This is a genomic window from Sphingomonas sp. (assembly GCF_051962185.1).
Classification (GTDB): domain Bacteria; phylum Pseudomonadota; class Alphaproteobacteria; order Sphingomonadales; family Sphingomonadaceae; genus Sphingomonas.
This window is the reverse complement of the sequence record NZ_JBQCCN010000011.1, coordinates 14,793-29,630: the sequence shown is the minus strand read 5'-3', so window position 1 is coordinate 29,630 and position 14,838 is coordinate 14,793. Positions and strand designations below refer to the sequence as shown.

Here is a 14,838-nt window from a genome sequence, read left to right as displayed (position 1 = left end):
CGGCGCCAAGGTCGTGGTGTCGAGCCGCAAGCAGGACGCCTGCGACGACGTCGCCGCCGAGATCAACGCGAAATACGGGGCAGGCACCGCGATCGCCGTCGCGGCCAACATCTCCGACAAGGCCGGCCTCCAGCATCTGGTCGATGAGAGCCGCCGGGTGTTCGGCAAGATCGATGTGTTGGTCTGCAACGCGGCGTCGAATCCCTATTACGGGCCGCAGGCGGACATCAGCGACGAGCAGTTTCGCAAGATCCTCGACAACAACATCGTCTCCAACCACTGGCTGATCTCGATGGTCGTGCCCGAGATGCGCGCGCGCAAGGACGGGGCGATCATCATCATCTCGTCGATCGGCGGCCTGCGCGGCTCGACTGCGATCGGCGCCTATTGCATCTCCAAGGCCGCCGACATGCAACTCGCGCGCAACCTGGCGCACGAATATGGGCCAGACAACGTGCGCGTGAACTGTATCGCGCCCGGGTTGGTGAAGACCGACTTTGCGCGCGCCTTGTGGGAGAATCCGGAGCGGCAGGAGGCAGCCAACCGGAGCGTCCCGCTCCGCCGCATCGGCGATCCCGAGGATATCGCGGGCGGCGTGGTGTTCCTCGCCTCGAAGGCAGCGGCATTCACCACCGGGCAGACCATCGTGATGGATGGCGGCGTGACGATCTAGGCTTGCCCGTCGCCCCGGCGAAGGCCGGGGCCGCCGGGTTCTGGAACAATAACATAGCGGCCCCGGCCTACGCCGGGGCGACGGAGGGAAGAATGGCACGTTTCACCGGCAAATCGATCATCGTCACCGGCGCCGGCTCGGGTATCGGTCGCGCCTCCGCGACACTGTTTGCGGCCGAGGGCGGTAGCGTCGTCGCCGCCGACAAGACCGAGGCGGTGCATGATACGGTCGAGGCGATCCTGAAAGCGGGCGGCACCGCCAAGGCGATCCAGATGGACGCCGGCGACGAAGGCGATGTCGAGCGCACCGTCGCGCTGGCGGTCGCCGAGCATGGCGGGCTCGATGTGATCTATGCCAATGCCGGCATTTCGGGCAGCATCACGGGCATTCTCGACAGCTCGGTGGAGTTGTGGAGCGAAGTGCTGCGGGTCAATCTGATCGGCCCGTTCCTGGCGATCAAGCACGGCGCGCCGGAGATCATCAAGCGCGGCAAGGGGGCGATCGTCTGCACCGCCTCGGTCGCCGGCATCCGCTCGGGGGCGGGCGGCCCGGCTTATTCGGCATCGAAGGCGGGCGTGATCAATCTCGTCACCACCGCCGCGCAGCAACTGACCGGCACCAATGTCCGCGTCAACGCGATCTGTCCCGGCCTGATCGAAACCGGCATGACCGCGCGCGTGTTCGAATATGCCCGCGCCAACGACAAGATGGACAAGGTCGGCCGCCTCAACCCGTTGAAGCGGGCCGGTGTGCCCGAGGAGATCGCGCGGGTCGCCTTGTTCCTGGCGAGCGACGACGCCAGCTACGTCAATGGCCAGCATTGGGCGGTCGACGGCGGCCTGTCGTCGAGCCATCCGGTCACGCGCCAGGAATTCGGCAAACCCGCCGTCTGAGGAGAGACGTCATGAAGCTGAACGAGCAACGCGTTCTGGTCATCGGCGGCGCGTCGGGGATCGGCCATGCCGTCGCCAAAGCCGCGATCGCCGACGGCGCGACCGTCACGATCGCTTCGACCAACGCCGACAAGGTGCAGGCGGCAGCGGAAGGACTCGGCGCGTCCTCGGCGACGATCGACGTCAAGGACGAGGCCGGTGTCGCCGCCTTCTTCGCGGCGTCGGGCGCGTTCGATCACGTCGTCACCACTGCCGGCGACTGGGGCGGCCAGCGTGGCAAGAGCTTGAAGGATCTCGATCTCGATGCCGCCCGCTCGGCGTTCGACGTCCGCTTCTGGGGCGCGCTGACCCTCGCCAAACATGGCGCCTTCACCGAACACGGCTCGCTGACGCTGACCGACGGGACCTTCGCGCATATGCCGATGAAGGGTAGCGCGGTGTCGACTGCCGCCGCGGGCGCGATCGAGCATCTGGCCCGGGCGCTGGCGGTCGAGCTGGCGCCCGTCCGAGTCAATTGCGTGTGTCCCGGCCTCATCCACACCGCGGTCTGGGATGCGGTCCCGGCCGAGCGGTTCGCGGCGATGTCGGCGAAACAGCTCATCCCACGCGCCGGTACGCCCGAAGAGGCCGCGGAGGCCTATCTTTATCTGATGCGCGCGGGCTACACGACCGGCCAGGTGATCCTGGTCGAGGGCGGCAGCCTGCTCGGACGCTGACATCGGAGACGGGAATGCTGTTGATCATGGGTACGGTGCGGTTGCCGGCGGGCGGGCTCGATCGCGCGCGGGCGGCGATGGAAGCGATGGTCACGGCCAGCCGCGACGAGGACGGCTGCTTCACCTACGCCTATGGCCAGGACGTGCTCGATCCGACGCTGATCCATGTCGTCGAGCGCTGGCGCGATCGCGACGCGCTCAAGGCACACGGGGCATCGGCGCATATGGCCGAATGGCGCGCGGCGGGCGCCGACCTCGGCGTGCATGATCGCGATCTCAAGCTGTACGACGCCGACGAGGGCACGCCGCTCTAGGCGCGTTGACAGGCGACCGGCATCTGCCACCCTCGGCGTCTCATCTTGGAGGGAGTGGGATCATGTGCATTATTGCCAAATTGTCGATCGCCGCCGGGCTGATCGCCGCTGCCGTGCCTGCCGCGGCGCAGGAAGTCGTCGTCACCGGATCGCGACTCTCCGCATTGGGCGGCGTCAATTCGGTGTCGTCGGGGGGCGGCGGGATGCCGGCGCCGGTGCTGACCCTGCGCCGCACCGCCGATTTCGCGGTGCAAGCGGTGACGGTGACCGGCGACACACGCGACGCCGAGCGCCGTCGCCAGGAAATCTACGACATGATCAAGGGCGCGATCGCGCTCAGCGGCAAATCGGGCGTCGATCTGGCGGTCGGCCAATATATCGTCGAGCCGCTGACGATGGAGAATTACCGCAACCTGACCCTGAGCAATGGCGACCGCAGCGATAGCGAGCAAGTCACGTTTCTGGTCAAGACGCCCTTGTCGGCCGGAGCCGACGCCAAGACCGCGCTCGACCGGATCAGCAAGTTCATCAAGGCGGTGCCGACCATCGGCCGGGCCCAGATGGAAGCCGATGGCGACCTGACGCTGTCGGTCGTCAAGCCCGAGCAATATCGCGGAGCGATCATCGACCTGGTCGCCACCGAGACGGCGGCATCGGCGGGCAAGTTCGGGCCAGGTTACGGCGTGACGGTGAGCGGTCTCGACCGATCGGTGCAATGGTCGCGCGCCAGCCTGACCGAAGTATCGCTGTATCTGCCGATCAGCTACGACGTTCGGCCTAAGAACTAGCCACTAAACCGCTCTTGCCGTTTTCGCCGGTCTGTTGAACACCGGCCGCTCGAATTCATCTTTCGGAGATGCTGATGCTCGCAACGGTGGTCGTTCCTATGCTGCTTGCCCAGACTGCGCCGGTGGCCCCGCCGGCGCCGATGCCGCCGCCGGTGCCGGCGCCGCCGCGCTTATGGCCACCTTATTCGGATCAGCCGGCGGACATCGTCAGCTACGCCATGTCGATCCCCAAATGCGGTACCGTCGCCGTAACTCCGGTCGGTGTCGCGATCCCCCGCACGATCGTCGAAGGGGGGTATTCGGCCGATCGTCCGGCGTCGCCGATCACGCTGACGTTCCGGATCGACGACAGCGGCAGGCCGATGACGATCCGCGGCGACGAAACCGTGGCGAAGCGCGATGCCCGCGACGAGATGGAAGCGACGATGTCGGCGATGCGCTTTCGAGCCGGCAGGGCGGCGGCGAGTTGCTCGGTGACCTTCACGCCGACGGTGACCAAGGTGGCGGAGGCCGATGACGACCTGCTCTACCACGCGCTTCGCGACAATGCGGCCCGTTTGCCGGCCATGGAACAAGTTCGGACCAGGCTCAATCTCCCGCACGGCGGCACGTGCGATGAAGGAACGCCCGACCCGCTGCTCATCCGTTTTCCCGACTTCCTGCCGGAGCGGCGCCCTCCCGGCCAGCCGTTGGCCGCGATTGCCAGTTTCTCGATCGGCGCCGATGGCGTGCCGTATGACGTCAGGCTGATCCGTGGCAGCGGGAACGCCGAATATGATCGCCTCGAGGTGGAGGCGACCGCGGGCTCCCGCTTCGAACGCAAGCCTTTCACACGCTGCTTCCGCGGCGGTGCGATTTATCCGCAGACGATGACGATCGTGGCCGACACGACGGCTGAAGCGCTGGCGTCGCCGGGTTGCCCGCACGTTCAATGGACGGTGCAGCCCGATCTCGCGATTCCCGAACGTTTCCGCAAACGGGCGATCGAGGGCTGGGCGATCGTCGCTTTCGATATAACGGCGGACGGCAGCCCGGCCAATGTCCAGATGCTACGCTCGGAGCCGGCCGATAGCTTCGGCAATGCGGCGATCGCCGCTGTCCGCGGAGGACGGGCGACCCCCGGCGCGCGGCAAGGCTGCACCCAGCGCCTGCTGTTCAAGATGGTCGACTGACGCCGGTCAGCCGCGCGGCTCGCGCTTCCGGATCAGCCCTTCCTGCGCGACGCTCGCCACCAGGCGGCCGTCGCGGGTGAAGATGCTGCCGCGGTTCATGCCGCGGCCATGGCCGGCCCAGGGGCTATCCATTTCGTAGAGCATCCACTCGTCGGCGCGGAATTCCTCGTGGAACCACATGGCGTGGTCGAGGCTCGCGGTCTGCATGCCGGGCGTCATCCAATTGACGCCGTGCGGCATCATGCTGGTCGCCATCAGGCCCATGTCGCTGGCATAGGCAAGCACCGCACGATGCATCGCGGAGTCGTCGCCGAGCGGAGCGACGGCGCGGATCCAGGTGTAGTTGATCGGGTCGCGTTCGGCCGGCGCAAACCAGTTGCGCGGATAGAGCGGGCGGACGTCGATCGGGCTCGACCAGCGCAGGAAGCGCGCGCGATGTTCCTCGGGCATGTGCTGCGCCGCCTCGACGCGCAGTTCGGCCTCCGACTTCAGCTCCTCCGGCGGCGGAATGTCGGCTGGGAAAGCGTCCTGATGATGGAAACCGCCTTCGGCGACCTGGAACGACGCCGCCATGTTGAGGATCGGCTGTCCGTTTTGCGTGGCGATGACGCGGCGCGTGGCGAAGCTCTTGCCGTCGAAATCGCGCACCACGCGATAGATGATCGGCAGCGCGTCGTCGCCCGCACGCATGAAATAGACGTGGAGCGAATGCGCGCCCTTGCCCTCGGTCGAGCGCTGCGCCGCCTGCAGCGCCTGGCCGATCACCTGGCCGCCGAATACGCGGCCGTGACCGCCGGGGAGCTTCATGCCGCGATAGAGGTCGGCGTCGAGCTCCTCCACGTCGAGCAGCTTGACCAGCCCCTCGACGAGCTGTTCGGGCGTGCGCTTCGGGCGCGGTGTTGGATCTTCCTCGGCCATCAATTCTCTCTAGCAGCGCTCCCGCGAAAGCAGGAACCCCCGAGTTGCGCGCGACGACGCTTGCGGTCCTCGGCTTTTGACTTCGCAGGAACGCAAGTCGATCAATAGCCGGCCGCGCGCGCCAGCTTGTCGGCATGGAAATTGGCGTCGCCGAACATCTCGGCCAGCACGCGCTGGCGCTTCATGTAGAAGCCGATGTCATATTCGTCGGTCATGCCGATGCCGCCGTGCATCTGCACCCCTTCCTGCACCGCGAGCATCGAGGCGAGTCCGGTTTGTGCCTTGGCGACCGACACCGCCTCGTCGGCGCGGTCCGCGCCCATATCGAGCATCTGCTGCGCGCGGAGCGTGGCGGCGCGCGCCACTTCCATCTCCGAATAGAGATGCGCGGCGCGGTGCTGGAGCGCCTGGAAGGTGCCGATGACGACGCCGAATTGCTTGCGCTGTTTGAGGTAATCGACCGTCATGTCCATCGCGCCCGCGCCGACGCCGAGCATCTCGGCCGAGGCTCCCGTGCGGCCGGCGCGGAGCAGGCGGTTGAGCGGATCGCGTCCGGCATCGACCTCGCCGATCACGGCGTCGGCGGTGACCTCGACATTGTCGAAGTCGAGCCGCGCGGCGATGCTCGAATCCGCAAGCCGTTCGGGCGTCGCGGTCAGGCCGGCGGCGCCCTTGTCGACCGCGAACAATGTCACGCCATCCTCGTCGGCATCGGAACCGGCGGTGCGCGCGGCGACGATGATCAGGTCGGCGACATGGCCATGCGTCACGAACTGTTTCTTGCCCGACAGTTTGAAGCCGTTGCCCGAGCGCTCGGCCTTCATTCCGATTGTGTCGCGGAACTTGGCCTGCTCGTCGATCGCCAGCGCGGCGACGGTCTCGCCGGCCAGGATGCCGGGATAGAACTTGCCCGCCAGCGCGCTGCCCTTGAGCGCCTCGACCGCGGCGACGGCGGTGGCGAGGAAGGGGGAGGGCGACAGGTTGCGGCCGATCTCCTCGAGCGCCACGCCGGCCTCGACATGGCCGAGCCCGAGCCCGCCCTGGTCCTCGCCGATCAGGATGCCGGTGAAGCCCATCTCGGCGAAGCTCTTCCACAGATCGCGGCTGAAGCCGTCGGCATTGTTGGTATCGCGCAGCTCGCGGAGATGCTTGACCGGTGCATGCTCGCGCACGAAATCCTTCGCGGTGTCGGCGAGCATCACTTGTTCGTCGTTGAGGTAGAGAGGCATTCTTTACTCCGTCGCCCCGGCGCAGGCCGGGGCCGCTGGGTTATTATTCGTCCGCGATAACGCGGCGGCCCCGGCCTTCGCCGGCGCGACGATTACTTGTCCGGCAGCTCCAAAATCCGCTTCGAAATGATGTTGAGCTGCACTTCGCTGGTGCCGCCCTCGATCGAATTGGCCTTGGTCCTGAGCCAGGCGCGCGGCGCGGCGCCGTTGTTCGACTCCGCGCTTTCCCATTCCAGCGCGTCCGAGCCGCCCGCCGCCATCATCAGCTCATGGCGCGACTTGTTCAGCTCGGTGCCGTAATATTTCATCATCGAGGGCTGGGCGGGGTGTGCCTTTCCGGCCTTCAGATCGTCGATGAACTTCTCCGACATGGCATTGAACGCCTTGGCACGCACCTCGAACAAAGCCATCTGCGCGCGCAGGACCGGATCGGCGAGCGTGCCGCCCTCGGTCAGGCCGATCGTCTTCTTCGCGCCGTCGACCAAGGGGTTGCCGGCCGATCCGCCAAGCCCCATGCCGGAGATCATCTCGCGCTCATGCCCGAGCAGATATTTGGCGACGTCCCAGCCCTTGTTCTCTTCGTAAACAAGGTTTTCCTTCGGGACCTTCACATTGTCGAAGAAGGTCTCGCAGAAGGGCGAATAGCCCGAGATCAGCAGGATCGGCTTGGTCGAGACGCCCGGCGTCGCCATGTCGAACAGCACGAAGCTGATCCCTGCCTGCTTCACGCTCTTGTCGGTACGGACGAGGCAGAAGATCCAGTCGGCGTAATTGGCGTAGCTTGTCCACACCTTCTGGCCGTTGACGAGATAATGGTCGCCCTTGTCCTCGGCCGAGGTCTGCAGGCCGGCGAGGTCGGAGCCGGCGCCCGGTTCGGAATAGCCCTGACACCAGCGAATCTCGCCGCGTGCGATCTTGGGAAGATGTTCGAGCTTCTGGGCCTCGGTGCCGTATTTGAGCAGCGCCGGCCCGAGCATTGAAATGCCGAAAGAGTTCAGCGGATTACGCGCCTTTATTCGCGCCATTTCCTCGCGCAGGATCTTGGTCTCGGCCGGCGACAGCCCGCCGCCGCCATATTGCTTGGGCCAGTCGGGCACGGTCCAGCCGCGCGCACCCATCGCGTCCATCCATTGCTTCTGCGCCGGCGTCATCTTGGACTGGTCGCGGCCGCCCCAGACAACGTCGGCGTCGGACCGCACGGGCTCGCGCATTTCAGCGGGGCAGTTCGCTTCGAGCCAGGCGCGCGTTTCGGCGCGAAACGTGTCGAGATCGTCAGTCATTGCATTGCTCCATGGGCCAGCCGCGCGACGGCGATGGCCTTGTGGTCGAGATAGGTATCGGTGATCGCCTGCACGCCGATCGGCATGCCGTCGGGATCGGCCCCAATCGGAAAGCTGGTCGCGGGCAGCATCGGAAAAGTGGCGAGGCCCGGAAACGCGAATTGTAGCCCGAACGGAGTCGGTTCGCCATCGATGTCGAGCACGCGTTTGGGCAGCGGTGTCGAATCGTGGGGGAACGCGGTGACGCCCAAGGTCGGCGCGATCACCGCGTCATAGCTACGGAACAGCTGGTTCCAGGCACGCTTGTTGCGCGCCTGCTCGTCACGCAGGTCGAACCATTGCACCAAGGTGGTCGGCGCCGATCCATCCTGCGGCACACCGCGCGCGATCGTGATGTTGAGCATCTTCATGTAGTTGCGCTGCTGCGCCTCGAGATCGGGCAGAAGGTCGCTCTTGCGGTCGACCGAGACGCCGAGATCGTGAAGCCCGTCGGCCAGGCGGTCGAGCGCATCGGCGATCGATGCCGCGACTTTTGCCAGCGGATGCGAATTAAGGACCAGGATGCGGTACTCGCTCGCCGGGCGGTTGTCGGCCTGTTTGAGCGGATGGTCGGACAATATGTCGAGCGCGAGCGCCAGGTCGTCGGGATTGCGCGCCATCGGGCCGATCACCGATAACTCGCCCGGTGCGCCGTCGGTGCCGGGAAAGTAATGTCCGTCGCGGCTCAGCGCGCCGAAGGTCGGCTTGTGGCCCCACACGCCGTTGAAGGCGGCCGGCACGCGGATAGAGCCGCCGATATCGCTGCCGAGTTCGAGCGGTACCATGCCAGCGGCCAGAGCCACGGCGGCTCCACCTGATGAGCCGCCTGCGACGCGATCGTGATCGTGTGGGTTGTTGGTGCGCCCGTAGACCGGGTTATTCGCCTGTAGGTCTGCGAGGAGCGGCGGGACGTTGGTCTTGCCCAGGATCACCGCACCGGCGGCCTTGAGCCGCTTGACCGCCTCGGCATCCTCCTTCGCGACGAAATCGCGCGCCGCTTCCATGCCCCAGGTCGTCTTGAGTCCGCCGAGGTCGAAGCTCTCCTTGACCGTCATCGGCACACCGAGCAGCGGTGCGGAATCGCCTGCCGCCAGGCGTTGATCCATTTCGTGCGCCTGGTGCCGGGCGCGGTCGAAATCGCGCACCACCACCGCGTTGAGCGCACCGTCGCGCGCCTCGATGCGGGCGATCGCCGCTTCGCATTCGAGCATGGCGGTGGTCTCGCCGGCGCGGATCGCTTTGGCGGTTTCGATCGCCGACTTTTCGGTCACGCGGTCAAGGACTTCAGTCATAAACTCCCTCTCCCCATCGGGGAGAGGGTTGGGGAGAGGGGCAGTGTGTCTCACTGCGCTCTCCAACTGCCCCTCTCCCGACGTCGCGCGGCTGACGCCGCGCTCGTCTGCCCTCTCCCCGGAGGGGAGAGGGCGAGAATGCCTTAAAACTTCTCGCCCGCTTCCGCCTTGCGCTTGAGCAGCGGAGAAACCTCGACGCCGTTCGCCTCGAGCCCGGCGACGACCTTGTCGAGCCCGACGGTGTTGCCCCAGAACATCGGGCCGCCGCGATAAACGGGCCAGCCGTATCCATAGATCCACACCACATCGATATCCGATGCGCGCTGCGCCATGCCCTCGTCGAGGATCTTCGCGCCTTCGTTGACCATCGGGTAGATGGTCGCGGCGATGATGTCCTCGTCGGTGAAATCCTTCTTCGGCTGGTTCGACCGGCTGCGGAAATCCTCGATGATCTCGGCGACCTCGGGCGAGGGGGTCGGGTTGCGGTTCTCGTCGTAATCGTACCAGCCCTTGCCGCTCTTCTGTCCCCAGCGGCCGCGCGCGCACAGCACTTCGCGGATCGTGTCCTGCTTCGACGGATCGCGATGCCAGCCGATATCGACGCCCGCCAGGTCGCCCATCTGGAACACGCCCATCGGGAAGCCGAAATCGACCAAGGCCTTGTCGATCTGCTCGGGCCGCGCGCCCTGCATCAGCATGGCATTGGCGGGAGCGTTGCGCGCCGACAGCATGCGGTTGCCGATGAAGCCCGGGCACACGCCCGACACCACCGCAACCTTGCCGATCGGCTTGGCCAAGGCCATCACCGTCGCCAGCACGTCGGGCGCGGTCTTGGCGCCGCGCACCACCTCCAGCAGCTTCATGACATTGGCCGGCGAGAAGAAGTGCATGCCGATCACGTCACCGGGGCGCGCGGTGGCCGAAGCGATCTCGTCGACGTTGAGATAGGAGGTATTCGACGCCAGGATCGCGCCTTGTTTGGCAATCTTGTCGAGCTTGCCGAACAACTCCTTCTTGACGTCCATATTCTCGTACACGGCCTCGATCACGAGGTCGCAATCGGCGAGATCGTCGAGGCTGAGCGACGGGGTCAGCAGTCCCATCATCTGCTCCACCTTCTCTGCGGTGAAGCGGCCGCGCTTGGCCGAATTCTCGTAATTCTTGCGGATCACCCCGACGCCGCGGTCGAGCGCTTCCTGCGCCATTTCGACGATCGTGACCGGAATGCCCGCGGTCAGGAAGTTCATGCTGATGCCGCCGCCCATCGTGCCGGCGCCGACCACTCCGACCTTCTTGATCGGGCGAAGCTGGGTATCGGCGGGCAGGCCGTCGATCTTGGCCGCCTGGCGTTCGGCGAAGAACATGTAGCGTTGGGCAGCCGACTGGCTGCCCATCATCAGCTTCATGAATTCTTCGCGCTCGACCGCGATGCCCTCGGCGAACGTGCCGTGGGTCGATGCCTCGACGCAGCGGATATTGGCCGCCGGCGCGTCGAAACCGCGGAACTTGCGGCCATTCGTTTTCTTGAATTCCTCGACCGCCGCGGGGTCGGCGGCAGCGGTCTTCTCCGAGGCACGGGGCAGGGGGAATTTGCCCGCCACCTCGTTGGCGAAGGCGATGGCATCGGCTTCCAGGCTGTCCTCGCCGACGATCTTGTCGATCAGGCCCGCCTCATGCGCCGCCTTGGCCGAGATCGGGTCGCCGATCGCGGTCATCTGCAGCGCCAGCTTGACCCCGGCGATGCGCGGGATGCGCTGGGTGCCGCCGGCACCGGGCAACAGCCCGAGCTTGACCTCTGGCGTGCCGATCTTCGCCGAGGGCACGGCGACGCGGTAATGGCAGCCGAGCGTCACCTCGCACCCGCCGCCGAGCGCGGTGCCGTGGATCGCCGCCACCACCGGCTTGTCGAGTGCCTCGATCATGTCGATCACCGCGCCCAGGCCGGGGCCTTTCATCGGCTTGCCGAATTCGGTGATGTCGGCACCGGCGAAGAAGGTGCGGCCGTCGCAGCGGATCACCACCGCCTTGATCGTCGCGTCGACCTCGGCCTGCTTGATTCCCGCCTCGAGCCCTTCGCGCACCGCCGCGCCCAGCGCGTTCACCGGCGGATTGTTCGAGATGATCACCAGCACGTCGCCATGGCGTTCGGTGCGGATAGGGGAGGCGGGCGTATCGGACATTGGTCTCTCCTGGAAATCGTCGCCCCGGCGGAGGCCGGGGCCGCTATATTTTTGGCCCGCGCCGGCGACGCCGCCGGCGGCCCCGGCCACCGCCGGGGCGACGGGATTTAGGTCAGCGACGAATAGATCAGCGTCTTGAGTTCGCGACGGATCGGGTACAGCCCCGACGGGCTGAGCTGGGTCATGAACACCATGTGCAGTTTCTCGACCGGGTCGATGAAGAAGGCGGTCGAGAACATCCCGCCCCAATAATATTCGCCCGCCGATCCCGGGATCATCGTCTTCGCCACATCCTCGGTCACCGCGAAGCCGAGCCCGAAGCCGGTGCCGGCATTCTGCGTCTCGCTGAACAACGAGCGCGACAGGGTCGAGAGGTCGGATTTGCCAGGCAGATGGTTCATCGTCATCAGGTCGAGCGTCTTGCGCCCGAGCAGCCGCGCGCCGTCGAGCTCGCCGCCATTGGCGCACATCAGGCAGAAGCGGTGATAGTCGAGCGCGGTCGAGACCAGTCCGCCGCCGCCCGACAGCAATTTCGGCTGGCGCCGCCACGCGCTCTCGCTCGCGCGATCGTACATCATCCGCCCCTTGCCCGCGACGAAGGTGTAGCAGTCGGTCAGCCGGTCGACCTTGCCGTCGGGGACGATGAAGCCGGTGTCGTTCATCTTGAGCGGCTTGAAGATCTTCTCGTCGAAATAGCGGTCGAGTTTCATGCCCGACACCCGCTCGATCACCGCGCCGAGCACATCGGTCGAGACGGAATAATTCCACGCCGTGCCCGGCGAGAATTCGAGCGGCAGCTTGCCGAGCGCGGCGACGAAACCATCGAGGTCGTTGCCGCCATGCCAATTGTCGATCTTGCCCTCGCGATAGGCGGCGTCGACGTTCGAGCGGTTCTGAAAGCCGTAGGTAAGGCCGGACGTGTGGCGCAGCAGGTCGAGCATGCGCATCGGCTCGGCGGTCGGCGTGGTCGGCAGGAATGGCACCCCGCCGCCACCGCCATTATAGACGCCGATGCCCTTGAACTCGGGCAAGACGTGATGGACCGGGGTGTCGATCGCAACCTTGCCGTCCTCGACCAGCATCATGAACGCGACCGACGTGATCGGCTTGGTCATGCTGGCGATACGGAAGATCGAGCCCTCGTCGATCGCCCTGTCCAAGCCCTCGACCGCGGCGCCCTGGCTCGAGAAATGGACGATCTCGCCGTCGCGGCTGACCAGGATCTGGGCGTTGGGCAGTTTGCCCGAATCGAGGTACCGTTCCTTCAGGAAAGTCGGGATGCGGTCGAGGCGGGCGGCGTCGAAGCCGTGCTTTTCGGGTGCTTTCATCAGCATCGCTCTTCCATACCTCTATTTCAAATTTCGACTCTGTATTGCCTTGAGCGGCGCTCGAATCAACTCTAACGTTGCGAAAATGAGCGGGCACAGACCCGAGATACCCGAAGCTGGAGAGCGGCGCCTTGTCAACGATACCCGCGAACGAACCCGTCATTGCCCTCGATCCCGCGTGGCCCAAGGTTTCGCTCAAGGACGCGACCGCCGTGCTGACGGCGCCGGGCACCAAGTTCGAGATGGAGACGGTCGAGATTCGCGGCGTGCCGACGCGCGTGTGGAAGCATGCGATGCACGATCTCGGCGAATTGCTCGACTTGTCGCGAACGCATGGCGAGCGGCTGTTCACGATCCACGAAGACGAGCGCGTCAGCTACGAAGCCAATTACCGAGCGACCGCGGCGCTCGCCCGCGCGCTGCAGGACATGGGCGTCAAGAAAGGCGATCGTGTCGCCTTCGCGATGCGCAATTTACCCGAATGGCCGGTGATCTTCTTCGCGATCACCACGCTCGGCGCGATCGCGGTGCCGCTCAACGCTTGGTGGACCGGTGCCGAGCTCGAATACGGTATCAACGATTCGGGGTCGACAGTGCTGCTGGTCGATGCCGAACGCTACGAGAGGCTGCGGCCGCATCTGGCGGCGATGCCCGGCGTCGAGCATGTCGTCGTCGCGCGCGCACCGGTGCCGATCGAGGGAGCGACCGCGCTTGAGGATATCATCGGCGGCCCGAAGAGCTGGGCGGACCTGCCGGCCGAAGATCGGCCCAGGGTCGCGATCGACAGCGATGACGACGTGACCATTTTCTACACCAGCGGAACCACCGGCAATCCCAAGGGCGCGCTCGGCACGCACCGCAATCTCGTCACCAACATCCTGTCGGGCGGCTTCGCGGCGGCACGCAGCTTCGTCCGCCGCGGCGAGCCCATCCCCGACCCGATCCCGCGCACCAGCCTGACCGTGATCCCGATGTTCCACGTCACTGCCTGCTCGGCGGGGCTGATGGGGACGATGGCGGGTGGCAGCACCACGATCTTCATGCGCAAATGGGACGCGGTGAAGGCGATGGAGATCATCGAGCGCGAGAAGGTCAATTTCACCGGTGGCGTGCCGACCATCGCCTGGCAGCTGATCGAGCATCCCGACCGGCACAAATACGACCTCTCGTCGATCGAGGCGATCGCTTACGGCGGCGCGCCCTCGGCGCCCGAACTGGTCAAGAGGATCTACGAGGAATTCGGCGCGCTGCCAGGCAACGGCTGGGGCATGACCGAGACGATGGCGACCGTCACCAGCCATTCGAGCGAGGACTATCTCAACCGGCCGACCAGCGCGGGGCCGCCCGTCGCGACCGCCGATCTCGAGATCCGCGCCGACGATGGTGTCACCGTGCTGCCGACCGGCGAGGTGGGCGAACTCTGGGCGCGCGGCCCGATGATCGTGAAAGGCTATTGGAACAAGCCCGAAGCGACCGCGGAAACATTCATCGAGGGCTGGGTGCGGACCGGCGACCTCGCGCGGCTCGACGAGGAAGGATTCCTGTTCATCGTCGATCGCGCCAAGGACATGGTGATCCGCGGCGGAGAGAACATCTATTCGTCGGAAGTCGAGAACGCGCTCTACGAGCACCCGGCGGTGACCGATGCCGCGGTGATCGGCATCCCGCATCGGACGCTGGGCGAGGAGCCCGCCGCAGTGGTCCATCTGGCGCCGGGGACGTCCGCGACCGAGGCGGAATTGCAGGCCTGGGTGCGCGAGCGGCTCGCCGCGTTCAAGGTGCCGGTGGCGATCCGCTTCGTCCACGAGACGCTGCCGCGCAATGCCAATGGCAAGATTCTGAAGAAGGATCTGAAGGGTCTGTTCGAGGACCGCGTGGGGGAAGCGGCATAAACGCCGTCAGCGGCCCGCGTTCGATTGAAACACGATCGCGCCGACCACTAATCCCCTCGTCACCCCGGCCTTGTGCCGGGATCCGCCTAGCCATCAGCGATACGGCTTGCGGAACGGTGGATGC

13 protein-coding genes are annotated in these 14,838 nt (G+C 66.0%); 7 read left to right on the top strand and 6 right to left on the bottom strand.

Annotated features, from left to right (window positions below):
- The 6 genes from ACTHJR_RS00945 to ACTHJR_RS00920 all read left to right on the top strand — a co-directional run.
- Positions 1-673, top strand: a 673-nt coding sequence (locus ACTHJR_RS00945; protein WP_440521165.1) for a glucose 1-dehydrogenase, incomplete at its 5' end; no start/stop codon positions are given.
- A gap of 92 nt (positions 674-765) precedes the next feature.
- Positions 766-1,566 (top strand): SDR family NAD(P)-dependent oxidoreductase, encoded by an 801-nt coding sequence (locus tag ACTHJR_RS00940; RefSeq protein WP_440521164.1) that lies wholly within the window; start codon positions 766-768, stop codon positions 1,564-1,566.
- An 11-nt stretch (positions 1,567-1,577) separates the two neighbouring features.
- Positions 1,578-2,282 carry an SDR family oxidoreductase gene (locus ACTHJR_RS00935; RefSeq protein ID WP_440521163.1) on the top strand — a complete coding sequence of 235 codons (705 nt, stop codon included), beginning with the start codon at positions 1,578-1,580 and terminating at the stop codon, positions 2,280-2,282.
- 14 nt (positions 2,283-2,296) lie between these two features.
- Positions 2,297-2,596, top strand: a complete 300-nt coding sequence (locus tag ACTHJR_RS00930) for a putative quinol monooxygenase (protein WP_440521162.1) — start codon at positions 2,297-2,299, stop codon at positions 2,594-2,596.
- Positions 2,597-2,658: 62 nt separating this feature from the next.
- Positions 2,659-3,384 carry a TonB-dependent receptor gene (locus tag ACTHJR_RS00925; protein WP_440521161.1) on the top strand — a complete coding sequence of 242 codons (726 nt, stop codon included), beginning with the start codon at positions 2,659-2,661 and terminating at the stop codon, positions 3,382-3,384.
- Between the two features lie 74 nt (positions 3,385-3,458).
- On the top strand, positions 3,459-4,556 hold the full coding sequence (locus ACTHJR_RS00920) for an energy transducer TonB (protein ID WP_440521160.1): 1,098 nt from the start codon (positions 3,459-3,461) through the stop codon (positions 4,554-4,556).
- 6 nt (positions 4,557-4,562) lie between these two features.
- Here ACTHJR_RS00920 and ACTHJR_RS00915 read toward each other — a convergent pair whose 3' ends face one another.
- The 6 genes from ACTHJR_RS00915 to ACTHJR_RS00890 form a co-directional block, all read right to left on the bottom strand.
- Entirely contained in the window at positions 4,563-5,474 is a 912-nt protein-coding gene (locus ACTHJR_RS00915) for an acyl-CoA thioesterase (RefSeq protein WP_440521159.1), read from the bottom strand.
- A gap of 101 nt (positions 5,475-5,575) precedes the next feature.
- Positions 5,576-6,703 carry an acyl-CoA dehydrogenase family protein gene (locus tag ACTHJR_RS00910; RefSeq protein ID WP_440521158.1) on the bottom strand — a complete coding sequence of 376 codons (1,128 nt, stop codon included), beginning with the start codon at positions 6,701-6,703 and terminating at the stop codon, positions 5,576-5,578.
- 92 nt (positions 6,704-6,795) lie between these two features.
- Positions 6,796-7,983, bottom strand: a complete 1,188-nt coding sequence (locus tag ACTHJR_RS00905) for an acyl-CoA dehydrogenase family protein (protein WP_440521157.1) — start codon at positions 7,981-7,983, stop codon at positions 6,796-6,798.
- A complete protein-coding gene (locus ACTHJR_RS00900) occupies positions 7,980-9,314 on the bottom strand; it encodes an amidase family protein (protein WP_440521156.1) in 1,335 nt (444 codons plus the stop codon). Before ACTHJR_RS00900 ends, ACTHJR_RS00905 begins: the two co-directional genes overlap by 4 nt.
- A gap of 143 nt (positions 9,315-9,457) precedes the next feature.
- The gene (locus tag ACTHJR_RS00895) at positions 9,458-11,494 is read right to left on the bottom strand and encodes a 3-hydroxyacyl-CoA dehydrogenase NAD-binding domain-containing protein (RefSeq protein ID WP_440521154.1); all 2,037 of its coding nucleotides are present in this window, start codon (positions 11,492-11,494) and stop codon (positions 9,458-9,460) included.
- Between the two features lie 107 nt (positions 11,495-11,601).
- Entirely contained in the window at positions 11,602-12,822 is a 1,221-nt protein-coding gene (locus ACTHJR_RS00890; protein ID WP_440521153.1) for a serine hydrolase domain-containing protein, read from the bottom strand.
- Between the two features lie 131 nt (positions 12,823-12,953).
- Here ACTHJR_RS00890 and ACTHJR_RS00885 point away from each other — a divergent pair, with 131 nt between their 5' ends.
- A complete protein-coding gene (locus tag ACTHJR_RS00885; protein ID WP_440521152.1) occupies positions 12,954-14,714 on the top strand; it encodes a class I adenylate-forming enzyme family protein in 1,761 nt (586 codons plus the stop codon).
- Positions 14,715-14,838 lie beyond the last annotated feature (124 nt).